This window comes from Streptomyces formicae, from assembly GCF_002556545.1.
Taxonomy (GTDB): domain Bacteria; phylum Actinomycetota; class Actinomycetes; order Streptomycetales; family Streptomycetaceae; genus Streptomyces; species Streptomyces formicae_A.
On sequence record NZ_CP022685.1, the window covers coordinates 6,094,000 to 6,113,487 of the forward strand.

The window sequence follows — 19,488 nt, forward strand, 5'->3', positions numbered from 1 at the left end:
GGCGAACGCTGGGGGTCGTGACCGTGCCACTACCGCCGGCTGCTTGGGGGGCGGGCCGGGGGCGCGGGACCACTGCCTGCGCTCGAGCGCTCATACCGCTGAGGTTCCCTCCTCATGCCGTACGCATCTGCGCGTACGCCCTGGAGGGCTGTCAGGTCGGAGCCGATCGGGCCACCGACCGGGCATCCTCATTCGTACGGCCCGTCGAATATTCAGCGGGCGCATTACCACTGTACCCCGGAATCTCGCATGCGTGTCCGGCGAATTGGTCACATGGTCGTGGTCACAGTGCATGACCAGGGCCTTCCGCGTTACGGCAGGCGGGCTATTGTGCGCTTCATGGAGACTCCTGACACCCCTGCTGAATCCGCCCCCGAACCGACCGGAGTCGCCGCCCAGGACTGGGCGAAAGCTTCCGCCGAGCCCCACTACCGCGCCGCGGTCGTGGACCTCCTCGGTGCGCTCGCCTACGGGGAGCTCGCCGCGTTCGAGCGGCTCGCGGAGGACGCGAAGCTGGCTCCGACGCTCGGCGACAAGGCGGAGCTCGCGAAGATGGCGTCGGCCGAGTTCCACCACTTCGAGCAGCTCAGGGACCGGCTCTCGGCGATCGGCGAGGAGCCGACCGAGGCGATGGAGCCGTTCGTCGCCGCGCTCGACGGCTTCCACCGGCAGACCGCTCCTTCCGACTGGCTGGAGGGCCTGGTCAAGGCGTACGTCGGCGACTCGATCGCCAGCGACTTCTACCGCGAGGTGGCGGCCAGGCTGGACGCCGATACGCGCGAGCTGGTGCTCGGCGTCCTCGACGACACGGGGCACGCCAGCTTCGCCGTGGAGAAGGTGCGGGCCGCGATCGACGCGGATCCGCGAGTGGGGGGGCGGCTCGCGCTGTGGGCGCGGCGGCTGATGGGCGAGGCCCTTTCGCAGTCCCAGAGGGTCGTCGCCGACCGGGACGCGTTGTCGACCATGCTCGTCGGGGGCGTGGCCGACGGGTTCGACCTTGCCGAGGTCGGGCGGATGTTCTCGCGGATCACTGAGGCGCACACGAAGCGGATGGCTGCGCTGGGCTTGGCGGCGTAGGTCCGTTCCGAGGGGCCGGTTCGGTCGGCTGCGGGCTGGCTCTGGTTGCTCGCGCAGTTCCCCGCGCCCCTTGCGGGGCACCGCCTCAGCCCGCGCCCCTTGCGGGGCTCCCCCCTCAGCCCGCGTCGCTCATGCTGTTGCCGAGTGGCGCAGTCTGCCGCGGGTGGGGCGGAGCAGGAGGGAGAGCAGGGCCGCGGAGACCGCTACCGCGCCTGCGAGCGTCGCCGCCGCGTGGCCGGGGCCGAGTGCCATGTGCGTGATGAAGGCGCCGATGAGGGCGCCCGCGGGGCCCGTCGAGAGGACGAGGCTGCGCGCCGGGAGCCGGTGGCTCAGGCGGTGCGCGGTGGCCCAGGCCAGGGCGAGGCCGAGCAATGTGGCGCCGAGTGCTTCGAGAATCATGGTGGTGCCCTCCCTCGCGGCCAGGTGCAAATCGGTCGTAGCCGGTCTACCCCAGGCGGCCGGAACGCAACCCTCCGTCGGCGGGCGCCACCGCCGTCCTTTCGGTCAACACGCAAGAAGAGCCCGGTGGTTGGTGACCACCGGGCCCTTCTCGTGTGTGCGTCCTACAGGGCGCTGAAGCCCACCTTGCGCGCGGTGGGCTCGCCGAGCTCCACATACGCGAGGCGGTCGGCCGGAACCAGGACCTTGCGGCCGTGGTCGTCCACGAGGCTCAGCAGCGGCGACTTGCCGGTCAGCGCCTCGGACACCGCGCGCTCGATTTCCTCGGCGCTCTGGCCGCTCTCCAGCACGATCTCGCGGGGCGCGTACTGCACGCCGATCTTGACCTCCACGGCTTTGTCCCTCCGACGGTCAGTCTGTGCGCGGCCGTCCGCGCCGTACCCAGCACACATTAGCCCGGTGAGGGGACGGGGAAGGACGCGGCCGTGAACGCCGGTAGCGAACACCGGACGGGAACAGGAGCGCGAGAGGTCAGTGACCCTCTCCGTGCCCCTCGATGCCGTGCAGCGGGAAGCCCGCGATGCCGCGCCAGGCGAGCGAGGTGATCAGCTCCACCGCCTTGTCGCGGGGGACCGTGCTGCCGCTGGCCAGCCAGTACCGCGCGACCACCTGCGAGTACCCGCCGAGCCCGACGGCGAGGAGCATCGCCTCGTCCCTGGGCAGGCCGGTGTCCTCGGCGATGACCTCGCAGATCGCCTCGGCGCACTGGAGCGTGACGCGGTCCACGCGCTCGCGCACCGCCGCCTCGTTGGTCAGGTCCGACTCGAAGACGAGCCGGAACGCGCCGCCCTCGTTCTCCACGTACGCGAAGTAGGCGTCCATCGTCGCGGCGACGCGCAGCTTGTTGTCCGAGGTGGACGCGAGCGCCGTGCGGACGGACTGGAGGAGGGACTCGCAGTGCTGGTCGAGCAGCGCGAGATAGAGGTCGAGCTTGCCCGGGAAGTGCTGGTAGAGCACCGGCTTGCTGACGCCGGCGCGCTCGGCGATGTCGTCCATCGCGGCCGCGTGGTACCCCTGGGCGACGAATACCTCCTGGGCCGCGCCCAGGAGCTGATTGCGCCGGGCACGGCGCGGCAGGCGTGTCCCCCGCGGGCGTGCTGCCTCTGTCTGCTCGATGGCTGTCACGCCGCCTCCCAATCGTCCGATGTGCGGTGAGCGCCGCGCCGCCATCGTACTTTTCGGTAACAGTGATGTGCGCGGTGCGAGCGCAGAATTTCACGGACTGGACCGCCGCAGAAGGGCCCCGCGACTGCGCGTAGCAGGGCAAACACGGTCAGGTCGCCGCCCGCCTAGCGGTAGTCGTCCTCGTCCAGGCTGACGACGCGGGCCTGTTCGGCGAGGTCCGCCTCGTTCGCGGCGCCGGGATCGGCGTCCCGCAAGGAGTCGTCGCGCTCGGGCGTGAGGTCCGTGTGCTGCTCGACGGAGTCGGCCTCGGGGGCCTCGACATCGGCCTCGGCCGCCTCTGTCGCCGCGCTTTCGGGCTCGAAGGTGTCCGGGTCGCTGGGATCGACGGTCATCGTGGCTCTCTTCCCTAGTGGTGCCTAGTGGAGCGAGTGCCCTGTTCGCCCTCTTCTATGAGCGTAGGAGACACCCGCGCGGGGCGCTATGTGATCGGTCGGCGCGCGATGCGGGGGTCGGCCGTGATCCGTGGGAGATCTGTGACAGCGAACACGTGAACTACCGCGTGATCGTCTCGTAACATTGCCGCATGTCTTCGACCGAGCTGCCGAACCTCTTGGCCAGTGCCGTCGCGCCCAAGCCGGGTGCCGTGGCGGTCGCGGAGGGTGAGCGGCTCGACTCCGTGGGCCTGCCGGGACTCACGCTGTCCGTGCGGTCGAGGCCCTCGACGCGCACCGGACTGCCGCCCGCGCTGTACGTGCACGGCCTCGGCGGCTCCTCGCAGAACTGGTCGGCCCTGATGCCGCTCCTGGAAGACGTCGTGGACTGCGAGGCGCTGGACCTGCCGGGATTCGGGGACTCCCCGCCACCGGACGACGGCGACTACTCCATCACCGGGCACGCGCGCGCGGTCATCCGATATCTCGACGCGCGCGCCCGCGGCCCCGTCCACCTCGTCGGGAACTCGATGGGCGGCGCCGTCACGACGCGCGTCGCCGCGGTCCGCCCCGACCTCGTCCGCACGCTGACGCTGGTGTCGCCCGCGCTCCCCGAGCTGCGGGTGCAGCGCACGGCGCTGCCGACCGGGCTCCTCGCGGTGCCCGGCGTCGCGTCGCTCTTCACCAGGCTCACCAAGGACTGGACGGCCGAGCAGCGGGTGCGCGGCGTCATGGGGCTCTGTTACGGCGACCCCGGCAGAGTGACGCCGGAAGGGTTCAGTGCCGCGGTGCGGGAGATGGAGCGCAGGCTCCAGCTCCCTTATTTCTGGGACGCGATGGCGCGTTCGGCGCGCGGGATCGTGAACGCGTACACCCTGGGTGGCCAGCACGGTCTGTGGCGGCAGGCGGAGCGGGTGCTCGCGCCGACGCTGCTCGTCTACGGAGGGCGCGATCTGCTCGTCTCGTACCGCATGGCGCACAGGGCGGCCGCCGCGTTCCGCGACTCACGGCTGCTGACCCTGCCGGACGCGGGGCACGTGGCGATGATGGAGTATCCGGAGAGCGTGGCCACGGCCTTCCGTGAACTGCTCGTGGATACGGGCGAGTTGACTGCTCGACGTACGGTTTCGGGGAGCTGAGGCGGCGCGTGGGACGTCATAGCCGTCGCGGTCCTGTCGACACCGGGAACACCACGGACACCTCTGACATACCGCTCGCACAGGGCGCGGCCCGCCCGCCGGGACCCGGCACCGGGCGCAGGCGGAAGGTGCCGGCACCGTCGTCGACGGGGGCGTCGGCGCCGGACGGCGCTCCGCATGTGCGGGGCGGGCATCCCGAGCAGCGCGAGTCCGGCGGCGGCTGGGGCGACGTCGCGAGCAGCGGTTCAGGGCCGCGGATGGGGGCCGGGTACACGGTGCCGGGGCCCCGGCGCGAGTACGTCACGGCCTTCCCCGAACGGGACGGCGACCAGGACGGCGCGACCCCGGACGCGCCGTCGGCGGTCGCTTCGTCTCCGGCGGCCACCTCGTCCCCGGCGGCGGCCCCGTCGCCGAGCGCGCCCCCGCCGCCCCGCGATCCGTACGCCTCCGTCACCGACTGGGACGAGGACCCCGACGCCCCGCTCGGCGCCGACGGTGCCGAGGGCGGGGACGGTGCGGGGACCGACGCGGAGGCGAAGGGCGCGGGCGGCGCGAAGGGCGGCAGGGGCCGCACCTTCACCGGCATCGCGGCCGCTGCGGTGACCACCGTGCTCGCGGTCGTCGTGGCCGGTCAGGTCACGGGCGGGGCCAAGGACTCGACCGCGGAGAGCCGGTCGGTGCCCGGCGGCGGAGCGCGCGACACGGACGACCCGGCCTCGCGCTCGGACGACCGTGCGACTCCGAGCAACAAGCCGAAGGTGCTCCCGGCGACGTACGAACAGAAGATGGGCAAGAAATACCCGCTGGACGCGAAGCTGAAGGCGTCAGGGGACTTCGAAGCGATATCCGGATTCGAGAAGGCGCCCGGCAAGGGGCGGCTCTGGAAGTATCGCGTCGACGTCGAGAAGGGACTCGGTCTGGACGGTGAACTCTTCGCGAAGGCCGTGCAGAAGACCCTGAACGACAACCGGAGTTGGGCCCATGCGAAGGCCCGCACCTTCGAGCGGATATCGTCGGGGAAGCCCGATTTCGTCATTACCCTCGCGAGCCCGGGAACGACCGCTGACTGGTGCGCGAAATCCGGCCTCGATACGACTCAGGACAATGTGTCCTGCGATTCCGCGGCGACGGAACGCGTGATGATCAATGCCTATCGGTGGGCGCAGGGCGCGAAGACCTACGGCGACGCCGTGCAGAAGGAATTCGGCAACGCGATCTTCCCGTACCGCCAGATGCTGATCAACCACGAGGTCGGGCACCGGCTCGGCTACAACCACACGGACTGCGACAAGGACGGGGACCTCGCGCCCGTCATGCAGCAGCAGACCAAATTCCTTGATCACGACGGGATCACGTGCAAGGCCAACCCCTGGGTGTTTCCCAAGGGTTGAGCCGGGCGGGCGGGGGCGTCACGGCGGTCGCTTTGACATCCGTCGGAAGTTCGTTCATATTTCTCCGCATGTCGAACCGTCACGCCCCGTCGAGCGCCGCCATTGAGCTGGCGCTGTTCGGCGTGACCGCGCTCTGCGTCGCCGACATTCACTGTTGCTGACGACCGCCCCGGTGCGTGCGTCGCATTTTCCCGGCTCCGGCTGCCCTTAGGTCCTCCGTGGACCCGTACGGGCCCTTCGCTGTCCGCTGTCGGATTCCGCTGCCTTTTCCCGCACCTCCCCGGGGCGAGCTCTGCTCAATTCCCGCTGATCCGCCGCTCTTTCGCGGCGTCCCCCGAGAGGTCCTCTTCCGATGCGTCAATCGTCCGTCATAGCCCGCCGCGTGGCAGCGGCATCCGTCAGCCTGGTCCTGGCCTCGGGCGTCGCCGCCTGCGCGGGTCCCAAGGACAGCGACGCCGGGAGCGGCGGCGACGGCAAGCCCGCCAAGGGCGGCACGCTCACCGTCCTCAACCGCGACCCGCAGAAGACCTTCGACCCCGCGAGGCTCTACACCTCGGGCGGCGGCAACGTGCCGAGTCTCGTCTTCCGTACGCTCACCACGCGCAACCGCGAGGACGGCGCCGCGGGCACGAAGGTCGTCCCCGACCTCGCGACGGGCCTGGGCAAGCCGAACAAGGACGCCACGGCGTGGACGTACACCCTGAAGAAGGGCCTCAAGTACGAGGACGGTTCGCCGATCACCACGGCCGACATCAAGTACGGCATCGAGCGCTCCTTCGCCGCCGAACTCTCCGGCGGGGCACCCTTCTTGAGGGACTGGCTCATCGGCGGCGCCGACTACGAAGGGCCGTACAAGGACAAGGGCGGACTCAAGTCCGTCGAGACGCCCGACGCGCGGACCATCGTGTTCCGTCTCAACAAGCCCGTCGGCGACTTCGACTACGTGGCCACCCAGACGTCGTTCGCGCCCGTCCCCAAGAGCAAGGACAAGGGGACCAAGTACGCCGAGCACCCGATCTCCTCGGGGCCCTACAAGGTCGTCAAGAACGACAACGACGGCGAGCGCCTGCAACTGGAGCGCAACCCTCACTGGTCGGCGAAGACCGACGACGAGCGCAAGGCCTACCCGGACCGGATCGACGTGCGCTCCGGGCTCAACTCCTCCGTCATCAACCAGCGCCTGTCCGCCTCGCAGGGCGACGACGCCGCCGCCGTCACCACCGACACCAACCTCGGGCCCGCCGAACTCGCCAAGGTCAGCGGCGACAAGAAGCTCGCAGGGCAGGTCGGCACCGGACACTTCGGCTACACGAACTACCTCGCCTTCAACCCGAAGGTGAAGCCCTTCGACGACCCGAAGGTGCGCCAGGCCATCGCGTACGCCGTGGACCGCACCTCCCTGGTCAACGCGGCCGGTGGCTCCTCGCTCGCCGAGCCCGCCACCACCTTCCTGCCGAACCAGAAGGCCTTCGGCTACACGAAGTTCGACCACTTCCCCGCGGGCGCGAGCGGCAACCCGAAGAAGGCCAAGGAGCTCCTGAAGGAGGCCGGTCACCAGGACGGCCTGACCATCACGCTCACGCATTCCAACGCCAAGAACTTCGAGTCGAGCCCGGAGATCGCCACCGCCGTCCAGGACGCCCTGAAGAAGGCGGGGATCACCGTCAAGCTCCAGGGCCTGGAGGAGAACGACTACGAGGACAAGGTCCACAACGTCAAGCAGGAACCCGGACTCTTCCTCGCGCACTGGGGTGCCGACTGGCCCTCCGGCGGTCCCTTCCTCTCCCCGATCTTCGACGGCCGCCAGATCGTCGAGGACGGCTACAACTTCAACTCCGGTTTCCTGAACGACAAGTCGGTCAACAGCGAGATCGACGCGATCAACAAGCTGACCGACCACGCCGAGGCCGCCGGGCGCTGGGGCGCCCTCGACAAGAAGATCGGCGCCAAGGCCCTGAACGTTCCGCTGTTCCACCCGGTCTACAAGCGCCTCTACGGCAAGGACGTCAAGAACGTCGTCATCAGTGACTGGACCGGTGTGCTCGACGTCTCCCAGGTCGCGGTGAAGTAGTCGTGACGACCTTCTGGCGGCGGCTGCGCGAGCAGCGCGCCGCCCTCGTCGCGGCGGGCGTCGTCGCGCTGCTCGTCCTGGTGGCGCTCGCCGCGCCGCTGCTCACCGCCCTGGAGGGGCAGGACCCCACCACGTACCACCCGGAGCTCGTCGACTCGGCGCGCGGCGGCGTGCCCATCGGCTCCTTCGGCGGGATCAGCGCCGAGCACTGGCTCGGCGTCGAACCGCAGACCGGGCGCGACCTCTTCGCCCGCCTCGTGTACGGCGCGCGCGTCTCGCTCGGCGTCGCGCTCGCCGCGACCGTCGTGCAGGTGTTCCTCGGTGTCGCCGTCGGCATCGCGGCCGGGATCGGCAGCCGCTGGGTGGACCAGCTGCTCAGCCGGGCCACCGATGTCATCGTGGCGCTGCCGCTGATGGTCCTCGCGCTCGCCCTGATGGCGATCGTGCCGAGCGGATTCCCGCGTCCCGTGCTGGTCGCGCTGGTCATCGGGCTCGTCGCCTGGGGGAACATGGCCAAGATCGTGCGCGCCCAGACGGTCACGCTCAAGGAACTCGACTACGTCGCCGCCGCGCGGCTCAGCGGCTGGGGCACCGTGCGGATCGCCCGGCGCGAGCTGCTTCCCGCGCTCGCCGCGCCCGTCATCACCTACGCCGCGCTGCTCGTCCCCGTGAACATCACCGTCGAGGCCGCGCTGTCGTTCCTCGGCGTGGGAGTGAAGCCGCCGACTGCGTCGTGGGGACAGATGCTCACGGCCGCCGACGTCTGGTACCAGGCGGCGCCGCAGTACCTGCTGTTCCCGGCGGGCGCGCTGTTCGTCACCGTGCTCGCGCTCACCGTCCTCGGTGACGGGGTGCGCACCGCGCTCGACCCGCGGGCCGCGTCACGGCTGCGGGTCGGCACGGGCCGCAGGCAGGAGGCCAAGGCATGACCGGATTCCTGCTGCGGCGCCTGATCGGCGCCGTCGTCACGCTGTTCGCCATCTCGGTGATCATCTACGTGGTGTTCTACGCCGCGCCGGGCAACGTCGCCCAGATCACCTGCGGACCGCGCTGCTCGCCCGCCCAAGTGCAGCAGGTCGCCGAGCAGTTGCGGCTCGACGATCCGCTCTACGTCCGCTACTGGGACTTCTTGCAGGGCATCTTCGTCGGCCATGACTACTCGACCGGCACGGCGGTGGAGCACTGCGACGCGCCCTGCCTCGGCCTCTCCTACCAGAGCGACCAGCAGGTCACCGCGCTGATCGCGGCCAAGCTGCCGGTCACCGGGTCCCTCGCGCTCGGCGCGATGGTGATGTGGCTGATCCTCGGCGTGGGCACCGGCGTGCTCTCCGCCTGGCGGCGCGGCCGGGTCAGCGAGCGGGTGCTCACCGCCGTCACGCTCGCGGGCACGGCGACGCCCGTCTTCGTCATCGGCCTGCTGCTGATGATCGTGGTCTGCGGCCAGCTCCAGTGGCTGCCCTTCCCGCAGTACGTCGACTTCGCCGACGACCCGACGCAGTGGGCGTGGAACCTGCTGCTGCCCTGGCTCTCGCTGGCCCTCATCGAGGCCGCCAAGTACGCGCGCCTGACCCGCTCGTCGATGCTGGAGACGCTCGCCGACGACCACGTGCGCACCTTCCGCGCGTACGGCGTGGGGGAGCGGTCCATCATCGGCAGGCACGCGCTGCGGGGCGCCCTGGCGCCCGTCATCGCGCTGACCGCCAACGACTTCGGGTCGATGTTCGGCGGCGCGGTGCTCAGCGAGACGCTGTTCGGCCTGCCCGGCATCGGGCGCGAACTCGTGCACGCCGTCAAGGTCGTCGACCTGCCGGTGGTGGTCGGGATGGTCATGGTCACCGGCTTCTTCGTGGTGCTCGCCAATGCCGTCGCGGACGTCCTGTACGCGGTGGCCGACCGACGGGTGGTCCTCGCATGACTCTCGTAGACGTCACGGATCTCTCCGTGGAGTTCACCTCGGGCGTACGCGCCGTGGACGGCCTCTCCTTCACGCTCGACGCGGGCGGGGCGCTCGCCCTGGTCGGCGAGTCGGGGTCCGGCAAGTCGACCGTGGCGGCCGCGCTGCTCGGGCTGCACCGGGGCACCGGCGCGCGCGTCACCGGCTCCGTCCTCGTCGACGGCGTCGACGTGGAGCGGGCACCGGACGCGGAGCTGCGGCGGCTGCGCGGCGGGAGGGCCGCGATGGTCTTCCAGGATCCGCTGTCCTCCCTCGACCCGTACTACGCGGTGGGCGACCAGATCGCCGAGGTGTACCGGGTGCACTCGGGAGCCTCCCGGCGAGCGGCACGCGCGCGTGCCGTGGAGGTGCTCGACCGGGTCGGCATTCCCGACGCGGCCCGCCGCTCGCGGGCGCGGCCGCACGAGTTCAGCGGCGGCATGCGCCAACGCGCGCTCATCGCCATGGCGTTGGCCTGCGAACCCGCGCTCCTGGTCGCCGACGAGCCGACCACCGCGCTCGACGTGACCGTGCAGGCCCAGATCCTCGACCTGCTGCACGCGCTGCGCCAGGAGACCGGCATGGGGCTGCTCCTGGTCACGCACGACGTGGGGGTCGCCGCGGAGAGCGTGGAGGACGTCCTGGTCATGCGCGGCGGGCGCGCGGTGGAACGGGGCGCGGTGGGCGACATCCTGGGCGCTCCGCGCGAGGCGTACACCCGGGAGCTGCTCGACGCGGTGCCCCGGGTGGACGCGCCGCGCGGGCGCCCCGCCGCGGAGCAGGGCGACGTGGTGCTCGAAGCCGTCGGCCTGCGGCGGGAGTTCGGGCGCGGCCGACGCGCGGTCACGGCGGTCGACGGGGTGTCGCTCACCGTGCGCGAGGGCGAGACCCTCGGCATCGTGGGGGAGAGCGGCAGCGGCAAGACGACGCTCGGCCGCATGCTCGTGGGTCTCCTCCAGCCGACCGCCGGGCAACTCCGTCACGGGGGTGCGGAGCGGCCCGGCGGCCGGGTCAGGACCGATGTGCAGATGGTGTTCCAGGACCCGGTGTCCTCGCTCAACCCGCGGCGCTCCATCGGCGAGTCCATCGCGGACCCGCTGCGCGCACGGGGCGCCGAGGACACCCTCGTACGGGAACGGGTGAGCGATCTCCTGTCCCGCGTCGGGCTCGAACCCGCGCACTACGACCGCTATCCGCACGAGTTCAGCGGCGGCCAGCGCCAGCGCGTCGGCATCGCCAGGGCGCTCGCCGCCGAGCCCCGGGTCATCGTGTGCGACGAGCCGGTCTCCGCGCTCGACGTCACGACGCAGGCCCAGGTGACCGGGTTGCTCGCCGAGTTGCAGCGCGAGCTCGGGCTCGCGCTGGTCTTCATCGCGCACGACCTCGCGGTCGTGCGCCAGGTCAGCGATCGCGTCGCGGTGATGCGTCAGGGGCGGATCGTGGAGTGCGGCCCGGCGGAGGAGGTGTACGGCGCGCCCCAGGACCCGTACACGAAGCGGCTGCTCGCGGCCGTGCCCGCGCTCGATCCCGAGGCGGCGGCGCGGCGGCGCGAGGCCCGCGCGGAGCTGGCGGCGGACGGCCAGGAGATGGCCGCAGCCTGACTCTCCGTAGCGAAAAGGGGCTTTCGAGGCGCTATAGCGCGACAGAACGCTACCGGCGCGGGAAAGTTACGGCCGTTCACCCCTTTTGGTGGCGCGATGGACAACCGTCCATCGCGCCACCGTCATGACCGCATACGTTCGTCCCGCTGCGAGCCGCCGGTCCAACGGCGGCTCCCCAAACGGGAGATCGGGGGTGCACTCGTGCGCATCGGACTGCTTACGGAGGGTGGCTATCCGTATGTGAGCGGTGAGGCCAGGCTGTGGTGCGACCGGCTCGTCCGTGGGCTCGGGCGGCACGAGTTCGACATCTACGCCCTCAGCCGCAGCAGGCGGCAGGAGCAGCAGGGCTGGATCGCGCTCCCGCCCCAGGTCAGCCGGGTGCGCACGGCGCCGCTGTGGACCGTCGACGACGGCGCGCTGTCCGGCGCGGGCCCCCGGGGAGGCCACGGCAGGCGGGCCAGGCGACGCTTCACTGAGTGCTTCGGGGAGCTGGCGGCGGTGATCTGCCGGGGCGATTCCGGGGGCGCGGCGACCGACACGGAGCGCCGCCCGCAGGACGTGGCGGACCGTTTCGGCAACGCGCTGTACGGGCTCGCCGAACTCGCCCGCGACGAAGGCGGCCTCGCCGGTGCCCTGCGCTCCGAGTCCGCCGTGCGCGCCCTGGAGAGCGCCTGCCGCGCGCCCGGCGCGCTGCGCGCCGCACGCACCGTCCGGGTCCCCGATCTGCTCGCCGTCGCGGGCCTGCTCGAGCGCGCGCTGCGCCCCCTCTCCCTCGACTGGTACGGGGACGACGGGCTCGGCGCCGTCGACCTGTGCCACGCCACCTCCGGCGGACCCGCGGCGCTGCCCGGGCTGCTCGCCAGGCACTTCGCCGGAGTGCCGCTGCTCGTCACCGAGTACGGGGTGCAGCTGCGGGCGCACTACCTCGCCGCGGGCGACACCGACCTGAGCGCCCCCGCACGCGCCCTGCTCGCCTCCTTCCACGGTCTGCTCGCCGCCGAGGTGTACGACAGGGCCACCCTCATCACCCCCGGCAACACGCACGCCCGTCGCTGGCAGGAGCGCTGCGGCGCCGACCGGGCCAAGCTGCGCACGGTCCACCCCGGCATGGAGGCGGACCGCTTCGCCGAGGTCGGCGAGGGCGGCTACGACGACTCCGCCGCCGACCTGAGCACCCTCCTGTGGGTCGGCCGCATCGAGCCCACCAAGGACCTGATCTCCCTGCTCCACGCCTTCGCGGAGGTCCGCAAGGAGGAGCCCGACGCGCGGCTGCGCATCGTCGGGGCGCCCGCAGAAGGACCCGAGGCGGCCGCCTATCTGGCGCACTGCCGCGCGCTCGCCGCGCAGCTCTTCCCCGACGAGGCCGACGGCGCGCACGCGGTCGGCGACAACCCCGTCTCCTTCGAGGAGATCGGCGGGCCCGAGACCCCGGAGCTCGTCGACGCGTACGCGGGCGCGGGCGTCGTCGTCCTTTCGAGCGTCGTCGAGGGCTTCCCGATCAGCCTCGTCGAGGCCATGTTCTGCGGCCGCGCGACCGTCTCGACGGACGTGGGCGCTGTCGTGGAGGTCATCGGCGGCACGGGCCTCGTCGTACCGCCGCGCAATCCGCGGGCGCTCGCGGAGGCGTGCGTGGCGCTCCTGCGCGACCCCGAGCGCTGCGCGCGCCTGGGCGCGGCGGCGCGGGCGCGGGCACTCGAACTCTTCACCGTCGAGCAGAACGTCGCGGCCTTCCGGGGGATCTATCTGGAGATCGTCTCGCACTGCCCGGTCCGCAGGGAGGCCCTCGACGCGTCGGGCGAACCGGTGCCCTTCGCGAACCCCGCCGAGGCGTCCGTGCCGGGCCGCTGGGCGGTCGCTGTGGGGCCCGCGTCCGGCATGGAGCCCGGCAACGAGAGCGCGGGCGTGCCGAGTTGGGCCGTGGACCGCGTTCCTGCGGACGCCGAGTTGAAGGGGGCGGCCGTATGAACGGCGTGGAGCGGACGGCATCCGATGCCGTGGACGCGCCCCGCGCACCGCAGGGCGCGGACGGCTGGGACACGCGGTCCGAGGAGCTTCTCGCGGACGCGGCGCTGACGCCGGGGGCGTCGGAACTGCTGCCGGGGGCGTCGGCTCGGGCGCCTGAGTTCGGAGCGTCGATCCCCGCCTTCGGGGAGGCGGACACCGGCATCAGCACCGGCACCGGCATCAGTACCGGCACCAGCAGAGCGGGGCGCGCGCGGGCCGCCGTCGCCAAGGTGGGACGGCGCGGCGGCGCCGACCCCGTGAAAGCGCTGATGCACCGGCACCGCGAGCTGTGCGCCCGCGCCGTCGACCCGCTGGAGATCGCCGCGGGCCTCGAGGCGCACGGCGTGACCGACCGCACCGCGGCCCGCTTCCGCCACCGCGATGTGTTCGCCCTGGCCGAGGAGATGTACGCGCGCGTGCCGCGCGGTGGCGACGACGGGATTGAACACGCGTCGCCGAGCGCCGCCGACGACGTGCGCAACGCACCCGAAGTGCCGCCCGGATGGGCCCTGTTCGCGCTGCTGCCCGGTGCGGTGTGCGCGCTCACCGTCGGGGGGATCGCCCTCTCCGAGGGCACCACGCGCCTCGTGGTGGGGCTCGGGGGCGCGGCCGCCGTGGCGGTGGCCCTGCGCATCGCCCTGCGGTACGGGCCGCTGCGCTCCCCGGCTCGTCCGGCGCCCTCCACGCGCGCGTGGGTGTGCTTCCTCCTGGCGTACGCGCTCCTGGGCGACGGGCTGCTGGCGGGCGCCGTGGCGGGCGGACCCGACGAGCTCTGGGCGCCGTCCTTCGCCGCGGCCCTTGGCCTGTCCTTCGCCGTCGCGCCCGCGATCTGGTGCGCCCGACTCTTCGCCGTACGGGCCGGGGGACGGCTCCGCGCCAGCCGCGGACTCGATGAATTCGCCCACTCCGTACGGCCGTTGCTCCTCGGCGTGATCGGTATCTTCCTCGCGGCGCTCGCGGCGCTCCTCGTGCTGTCCGGCGCGGCAGTCGACGCGTGGGGCGGAGAGCGCGGCGCCGCGCCCGCCGGCGCGCTCGGCGGGGCCGGTGCGCTGGGGGCGCTGCTGCTGCTCGCGCGGCTGCTCGGGGCGTACGGATGCACGCGGGCGCCCGCCCTGCTGCTCGGCGCGGTCGGCGCGGCCGAAGCGCTGGCCGTGGCCCTGGTGTTCGCGGGGCGGCTGCCCGGGTGCGAGGTGCTCGCGGAGCCCGGCACGGCCGTCGTCGACGCCTGGGGCCCCGGAGCCGTACCCGTCATCGTCTGCGGCACCGCGGCCCTCGCCCTGCTCGTCCACGCGACCAGGACCCTGACCAGGGCGTCCGCCCACGCCGGACCCGGCGAGGCGCCGTGAACCGGCGCGTCGCGAGCGCCCACGACCGCACCTCGGCCCGCTCCGCGGGGACCCTCACGCACCACCGTGCAGACCACTCTCCCGCGGGGCCGACACCGCGGGCCTTATCCCGTGAACCACGGCAACCTCCCGAAGGAGAAAGACAGATGATCACCCGCAGCCACCTCCGCCTCCGCGCGGTTACCCCGGGAGGCCCCCGATGAGGGTGCTGCTGATCGGAGCCAATGGTTACCTCGGCCGCTTCGTCGCCGACCGGTTGCTCGCCGACCCCGCGGTGCAGCTGACCGCGCTCGGCCGCGGCGACGACTCGGACGTGCGCTTCGACCTCGCGAGCGGCAGTCCCGGCGCGCTGACCCGCTTCCTCGACGCGGTGCACCCGGGCGTCGTCATCAACTGCGCGGGCGCGACCCGAGGCGGCGCCCGCGAGCTGACCCGGCACAACACCGTCGCCGTCGCCACCATCTGCGAGGCCCTGCGCCGCAGCGGCTGCGGCGCCCGGCTCGTGCAGCTGGGCTGCGGCGCCGAGTACGGGCCGAGCCAGCCCGGCTCGTCGACCGCGGAGGACGCGGTGCCGCGGCCCGGCGGGCCCTACGGCGTCAGCAAGCTGGCGGCCACCGAACTCGTGCTCGGCTCCGGGCTCGACGCCGTCGTCCTGCGGGTCTTCTCGCCCGCCGGGCCCGGCACCCCTGCCGGGTCGCCGCTCGGGCGGCTCGCGGAGGCCATGCGGCGCGCGATGCAGGCGGGCGACGGCGAGCTCAAGCTCGGCGGCCTGGGCGTGCAGCGGGACTTCGTCGACGTACGGGACGTGGCGCGCGCGGTGCACGCCGCCTCGCTCTCCGCCGCCCAGGGCGTGGTGAACATCGGCGCGGGCCGCGCCGTGCGGCTGCGCGACGCCGCCGCCGTGCTCGCCCGCGTCGCGGGATACGGCGGCGCGTTGCACGAACTCGACCAGGTGCCCGTACGGCCATCCATCGGGCACCCCCGCACCGAATCAGAGCACGGGGCCCCGGCCGCCTACCCCTACCCGGACGGCTGCGGCAGCTGGCAGCAGGCGGACGTGCGCACCGCGCGCGACCGGCTCGGCTGGCGGCCCCGCATCAACCTCGAAGAGTCACTCGCCGACATCTGGATGGAGGCCGCATGCCGCATCTGACCAGGACCGCCAGGGGCACAGCGAGCACCGACGTACGCATCGGCTTCGGCGTTCCGGGCTTCGCCCACCCGCTCGTCGCCCCCGCCGAGTGGTCCGAACTCACCCGTCCCGGCACCCCTTTGAAGTGGGTTGTCCTGAATGTCGCCAATGGTCCGGGGGAGCGCCCCGATCCGCACTGCCTGGAGGCGGCGGGACGGCTGCGGAACGCGGGCGTCCGCGTCCTCGGGCACCTCGACATGACGTACGGCGCCCGGCCCTTCGGCGAGCTGGTCTCCGACGCCCACCGCTATCTCGACTGGTACCAGGTCGACGGCTTCTCGCTGGACCGCTGTCCGACCGAGCGGGCCGTGCTGCCCGAGGTCCGCAGGACGGTCACGACGCTGCGCGCGCTGATCGACGACGCGCACATCGTGCTCGGCCACGGCACCCATCCGTACCCCGGATACGCCGAGACGGGCGACCAGTTGGTGACCTTCACCGGCCCGTGGAGCGACTACCGCTGGTCGCAGGTGGCCGAGTGGACCGCCGACTACCCACCCGAGCGCTTCTGCCACTTCGTGCACGGCATGCCGCGCGGGCACCTGGAGGAGGCGCTGCGCATCGCGCGCTGGCAGGGTGCCTCGACGATCTACTTCACCGACCGGGTCGGCGACGGCGGTACGAACGCGCCCTGGGAGTCCATGCCCGGTTACTGGGACGAGATCGTCTCGCGCATCGGAACAGGTGTCTCGGAATGAAGGAGGGCGTGGCAGTGTTACACGCAGAACAACCGTTCCGAATTTCCGACCAACGGAGTCCCCGTGTCGCTGCCACCCCTGGTCGAGCCCGCCTCTGAGCTCACCGTCGACGAGGTCCGCAGGTACTCCCGCCACCTGATCATCCCCGATGTCGGGATGGACGGGCAGAAGCGGCTGAAGAACGCCAAGGTGCTCTGTGTGGGCGCCGGTGGTCTGGGCTCTCCGGCCCTGATGTACCTGGCCGCCGCCGGTGTGGGCACGCTCGGCATCGTCGAGTTCGACGAGGTCGACGAGTCCAACCTGCAGCGCCAGATCATCCACAGCCAGGCGGACATCGGCCGCTCCAAGGCGGAGTCCGCGAAGGACTCGGTGCTCGGCATCAACCCGTACGTGAACGTGATCCTCCACGAAGAGCGGCTCGAGGCCGAGAACGTGATGGACATCTTCAGCCAGTACGACCTGATCGTCGACGGCACGGACAACTTCGCGACCCGCTACCTGGTCAACGACGCGTGCGTGCTGCTCAACAAGCCGTACGTCTGGGGTTCGATCTACCGCTTCGACGGCCAGGCGTCGGTCTTCTGGAGCGAGCACGGTCCGTGCTACCGCTGCCTCTACCCGGAGCCCCCGCCGCCCGGCATGGTCCCCTCCTGCGCCGAGGGCGGCGTGCTCGGCGTGCTGTGCGCGTCGATCGGTTCCATCCAGGTCAACGAGGCCATCAAGCTCCTCGCGGGCATCGGCGAGCCGCTGGTCGGCCGCCTGATGATCTACGACGCCCTGGAGATGCAGTACCGCCAGGTCAAGGTCCGCAAGGACCCCGACTGCGCGGTCTGCGGCGAGAACCCCACCGTCACCGAGCTCATCGACTACGAGGCCTTCTGCGGCGTCGTGTCCGAGGAGGCCCAGGAGGCGGCGGCCGGTTCGACGATCACTCCCAAGCAGCTCAAGGAGTGGATCGACGGCGACGAGAAGATCGAGATCATCGACGTTCGCGAGCCGAACGAGTACGAGATCGTCTCCATCCCCGGCGCCAAGCTGATCCCCAAGAACGAGTTCCTCATGGGCACCGCCCTGGAGAGCCTTCCGCAGGACAAGAAGATCGTCTTGCACTGCAAGACGGGTGTCCGCAGTGCGGAGGTCCTCGCGGTCCTGAAGTCGGCGGGCTTCTCGGACGCGGTGCATGTGGGTGGCGGCGTGATCGGGTGGGTCAACCAGATCGAACCCGACAAGCCGGTCTACTAGGCGTAGCGCCTGAACGGAGACTGAGGGCCCGCACCATGAAGGTGCGGGCCCTCCGTCCTTGCGTCAACCGCTCGCCTTGAGGGCTCGTCCTCAAACGCCGGACGGGCTGGTTCTCCTCAGGACGAGCAGACCTTGCCGTCCTTCGGGACCTTGCCGGTGAGGAGGTAGTCGTCGACCGTGCCGTCCACGCAGTCGCTGCCGTTGCCGTACGCCCCGTGTCCCTCGCCCTTCCAGGTCAGCAGCGTGCCGACGCCCTTGCCGAGCTCGTCCGCCATCTTGCGGGCGCCCTCGTAGGGCGTCGCCGGATCGCCGGTGTTGCCCACGACGAGGATCGGGGCGGCGCCGGGGGCGCTCACCTCGGGGGAGTCGTGCAGTCCGGCCACCGGCCAGTCGTGGCACCAGCCCGCCGTGTCCCAGCCGAGGAACTCGCCGAAGACCGGGGAGATCTCACGGAACCGGCCGAGCCGCTGCTTCGCCTCCTCCGGGGTCGTGCGCGCCTTGTCGTCCAGGCAGGAGATCGCCCGCTGCGAGTGGCTCTGCGTGCTGTAGTGACCGGAGGGATCGCGTTCGTTGTAGGCGTCCGCGAGTTGCAGCAGCGCCGAGCCGTCGCCCTTCTCCGCGTCCTGGAGGGCACGGGTCAGCGTCGGCCAGGTCTGCTTGCTGTAGAGCGTGATGGTGATGCCGGTCATCGCCAGGGACTCGGTCAGCTCGCGGTCGCCCGAGGCGCGCAGCGGCTTGGCGTCGAGGTCCTTGAGCAGCTTCACGACCTTCGCGGAGCCCTTCTTCGGGTCCTCGCCGAGCGACGTGAAGTAGTTGTCGAGGGCGCGCTGGAAGCCACGCGCCTGGTTCTCCGCGTGCCCCACCGAGTCCGCGCTCGGGTCGACGACCGCGTCGAGGGTGAGGCGGCCGACCCGCTCGGGGAACAAGTGCGCGTACGTCCCGCCGAGTTCGGTGCCGTACGAGATGCCCATGTAGTGCAGCTTGTCGTCGCCGAGGACCTGGCGCATGACGTCCATGTCGCGGGCGGCGTCGGCCGTGGAGACATGGCCGATGACCTTCTTCGCCCCGCGCGCGCAGCCCGCGCCGAAGTCGGCCGCGTCCTTGAAGTAGGTCTTCTCCTCGGCCGCCGTGTTCGGCGTGAGGTCCACCTTCCGCTCGGCGGCCTGTGTCGCGCTGTCGTCCCGGCAGCGCACGCCCTCGCTGGCCGCGACGCCGCGCGGGTCGAAGCTGACCAGGTCGTACCGCTCGCGCAGTGAGCCGTACATGTCGGCGAAGGACGGCAGCCCGGAGACGCCCGAGCCGCCGGGGCCGCCGAAGTTGAAGAGGAGCGAGCCGATGCGGTCGCCCTTGCCGGTGGTCTTGGCGCGGATCAGGGCGATGCCGATCGTCTCGCCCTTCGGCTTCGCGTAGTCGAGGGGGACGTCGAGGGTCGAGCACTGCCATTCCGCGCCGGGCGCGGTGCCTCCCTCGGGGGCCTTGCAGCGCGACCAGTCCAGCTTCTGCGCGGTGACCGAGAGCGGCAGGGAGGAGGAGGGGTCGGGCTTCGGCGCCGCGCCCGAGGTGTCCGTCGACGGGCCCTTGCCGCTGCCCTTGCCGTCCCCCTTCGCGTCGTCGTCCGACGAACAGCCGACGGCGAGTCCCGCCATCAGGACTCCGGCCGCGGCGAGGGCCGCGGAACGCACGAAACGCTGCATTGAGGCGCTTCCCCCCTTGGAAGACAGTCAGGCCATAGTAGGCGGGGCCACTGACAGGGTCCGGGCCGGTGGTGTCGGCCCCTGC

18 protein-coding genes are annotated in these 19,488 nt (G+C 71.8%); 13 read left to right on the forward strand and 5 right to left on the reverse strand.

Annotated elements, in window-relative coordinates; genetic code table 11:
* The first annotated feature begins 330 nt into the window (after window positions 1-330).
* Window positions 331-1,077 (forward strand): ferritin-like fold-containing protein, encoded by a 747-nt coding sequence (locus KY5_RS26790; protein WP_418952821.1) that lies wholly within the window; start codon window positions 331-333, stop codon window positions 1,075-1,077.
* A gap of 129 nt (window positions 1,078-1,206) precedes the next feature.
* Here KY5_RS26790 and KY5_RS26795 read toward each other — a convergent pair whose 3' ends face one another.
* The 4 genes from KY5_RS26795 to KY5_RS26810 all read right to left on the reverse strand — a co-directional run bounded on the left by KY5_RS26795 (window position 1,207) and on the right by KY5_RS26810 (window position 3,053).
* Window positions 1,207-1,476: a hypothetical protein gene (locus KY5_RS26795; RefSeq protein WP_098244626.1), complete on the reverse strand. Its 270-nt coding sequence runs from the start codon at window positions 1,474-1,476 to the stop codon at window positions 1,207-1,209.
* Between the two features lie 164 nt (window positions 1,477-1,640).
* Window positions 1,641-1,868 carry a DUF3107 domain-containing protein gene (locus tag KY5_RS26800; protein WP_055543834.1) on the reverse strand — a complete coding sequence of 76 codons (228 nt, stop codon included), beginning with the start codon at window positions 1,866-1,868 and terminating at the stop codon, window positions 1,641-1,643.
* Between the two features lie 139 nt (window positions 1,869-2,007).
* Window positions 2,008-2,661 (reverse strand): TetR/AcrR family transcriptional regulator, encoded by a 654-nt coding sequence (locus tag KY5_RS26805; RefSeq protein ID WP_098244628.1) that lies wholly within the window; start codon window positions 2,659-2,661, stop codon window positions 2,008-2,010.
* 164 nt (window positions 2,662-2,825) lie between these two features.
* The gene (locus KY5_RS26810; protein ID WP_098244629.1) at window positions 2,826-3,053 is read right to left on the reverse strand and encodes a hypothetical protein; all 228 of its coding nucleotides are present in this window, start codon (window positions 3,051-3,053) and stop codon (window positions 2,826-2,828) included.
* 191 nt (window positions 3,054-3,244) lie between these two features.
* Between KY5_RS26810 and KY5_RS26815 the strand changes: the two genes are divergently transcribed.
* The 12 genes from KY5_RS26815 to moeZ all read left to right on the forward strand — a co-directional run bounded on the left by KY5_RS26815 (window position 3,245) and on the right by moeZ (window position 17,709).
* Complete coding sequence (locus KY5_RS26815; protein WP_098244630.1) at window positions 3,245-4,231, forward strand: alpha/beta hydrolase; 987 nt, start codon at window positions 3,245-3,247, stop codon at window positions 4,229-4,231.
* An 8-nt stretch (window positions 4,232-4,239) separates the two neighbouring features.
* Window positions 4,240-5,622, forward strand: a complete 1,383-nt coding sequence (locus KY5_RS26820; RefSeq protein ID WP_098244631.1) for a DUF3152 domain-containing protein — start codon at window positions 4,240-4,242, stop codon at window positions 5,620-5,622.
* A gap of 68 nt (window positions 5,623-5,690) precedes the next feature.
* The gene (locus tag KY5_RS43115; protein WP_324964634.1) at window positions 5,691-5,783 is read left to right on the forward strand and encodes an Ms4533A family Cys-rich leader peptide; all 93 of its coding nucleotides are present in this window, start codon (window positions 5,691-5,693) and stop codon (window positions 5,781-5,783) included.
* A gap of 191 nt (window positions 5,784-5,974) precedes the next feature.
* Entirely contained in the window at window positions 5,975-7,693 is a 1,719-nt protein-coding gene (locus tag KY5_RS26825; protein ID WP_098244632.1) for an ABC transporter substrate-binding protein, read from the forward strand.
* A gap of 2 nt (window positions 7,694-7,695) precedes the next feature.
* Window positions 7,696-8,622: an ABC transporter permease gene (locus KY5_RS26830; protein ID WP_234362874.1), complete on the forward strand. Its 927-nt coding sequence runs from the start codon at window positions 7,696-7,698 to the stop codon at window positions 8,620-8,622.
* Window positions 8,619-9,608 (forward strand): ABC transporter permease, encoded by a 990-nt coding sequence (locus KY5_RS26835; RefSeq protein WP_098244634.1) that lies wholly within the window; start codon window positions 8,619-8,621, stop codon window positions 9,606-9,608. The genes KY5_RS26830 and KY5_RS26835 overlap by 4 nt, the downstream gene beginning before the upstream one ends.
* Window positions 9,605-11,227 carry a dipeptide ABC transporter ATP-binding protein gene (locus KY5_RS26840; protein ID WP_098244635.1) on the forward strand — a complete coding sequence of 541 codons (1,623 nt, stop codon included), beginning with the start codon at window positions 9,605-9,607 and terminating at the stop codon, window positions 11,225-11,227. Before KY5_RS26835 ends, KY5_RS26840 begins: the two co-directional genes overlap by 4 nt.
* 201 nt (window positions 11,228-11,428) lie before the next feature.
* Window positions 11,429-13,192, forward strand: a complete 1,764-nt coding sequence (locus KY5_RS26845; protein ID WP_098244636.1) for a DUF3492 domain-containing protein — start codon at window positions 11,429-11,431, stop codon at window positions 13,190-13,192.
* Entirely contained in the window at window positions 13,189-14,577 is a 1,389-nt protein-coding gene (locus KY5_RS26850) for a hypothetical protein (protein WP_234362875.1), read from the forward strand. The genes KY5_RS26845 and KY5_RS26850 overlap by 4 nt, the downstream gene beginning before the upstream one ends.
* Before the next feature lie 199 nt (window positions 14,578-14,776).
* The gene (locus tag KY5_RS26855) at window positions 14,777-15,730 is read left to right on the forward strand and encodes an NAD-dependent epimerase/dehydratase family protein (RefSeq protein WP_055553343.1); all 954 of its coding nucleotides are present in this window, start codon (window positions 14,777-14,779) and stop codon (window positions 15,728-15,730) included.
* Window positions 15,718-16,467, forward strand: coding sequence for a spherulation-specific family 4 protein (locus tag KY5_RS26860; protein WP_098244637.1), 750 nt, complete (start codon window positions 15,718-15,720; stop codon window positions 16,465-16,467). Before KY5_RS26855 ends, KY5_RS26860 begins: the two co-directional genes overlap by 13 nt.
* Before the next feature lie 63 nt (window positions 16,468-16,530).
* A complete protein-coding gene (gene moeZ, locus KY5_RS26865) occupies window positions 16,531-17,709 on the forward strand; it encodes an adenylyltransferase/sulfurtransferase MoeZ (RefSeq protein WP_098244638.1) in 1,179 nt (392 codons plus the stop codon).
* 116 nt (window positions 17,710-17,825) lie between these two features.
* On the opposite strand, the gene KY5_RS26870 is transcribed toward moeZ, so the two are convergent.
* A complete protein-coding gene (locus KY5_RS26870; protein WP_098244639.1) occupies window positions 17,826-19,403 on the reverse strand; it encodes an alpha/beta hydrolase in 1,578 nt (525 codons plus the stop codon).
* Between the last annotated feature and the right edge of the window lie 85 nt (window positions 19,404-19,488).

Excerpts from the sequence above, each read along its gene's own strand:
- KY5_RS26795 (WP_098244626.1), bottom strand. The coding sequence starts at position 1,476 with ATGATTCTCGAAGCACTCGGCGCCACATTGCTCGGCCTCGCCCTGGCC.
- KY5_RS26810 (WP_098244629.1), bottom strand. The coding sequence starts at position 3,053 with ATGACCGTCGATCCCAGCGACCCGGACACCTTCGAGCCCGAAAGCGCG.
- KY5_RS26815 (WP_098244630.1), top strand. The coding sequence starts at position 3,245 with ATGTCTTCGACCGAGCTGCCGAACCTCTTGGCCAGTGCCGTCGCGCCC.
- KY5_RS43115 (WP_324964634.1), top strand. The coding sequence starts at position 5,691 with ATGTCGAACCGTCACGCCCCGTCGAGCGCCGCCATTGAGCTGGCGCTG.
- KY5_RS26825 (WP_098244632.1), top strand. The coding sequence starts at position 5,975 with ATGCGTCAATCGTCCGTCATAGCCCGCCGCGTGGCAGCGGCATCCGTC.
- KY5_RS26835 (WP_098244634.1), top strand. The coding sequence starts at position 8,619 with ATGACCGGATTCCTGCTGCGGCGCCTGATCGGCGCCGTCGTCACGCTG.
- KY5_RS26840 (WP_098244635.1), top strand. The coding sequence starts at position 9,605 with ATGACTCTCGTAGACGTCACGGATCTCTCCGTGGAGTTCACCTCGGGC.
- KY5_RS26850 (WP_234362875.1), top strand. The coding sequence starts at position 13,189 with ATGAACGGCGTGGAGCGGACGGCATCCGATGCCGTGGACGCGCCCCGC.
- KY5_RS26855 (WP_055553343.1), top strand. The coding sequence starts at position 14,777 with ATGAGGGTGCTGCTGATCGGAGCCAATGGTTACCTCGGCCGCTTCGTC.
- KY5_RS26860 (WP_098244637.1), top strand. The coding sequence starts at position 15,718 with ATGCCGCATCTGACCAGGACCGCCAGGGGCACAGCGAGCACCGACGTA.
- KY5_RS26870 (WP_098244639.1), bottom strand. The coding sequence starts at position 19,403 with ATGCAGCGTTTCGTGCGTTCCGCGGCCCTCGCCGCGGCCGGAGTCCTG.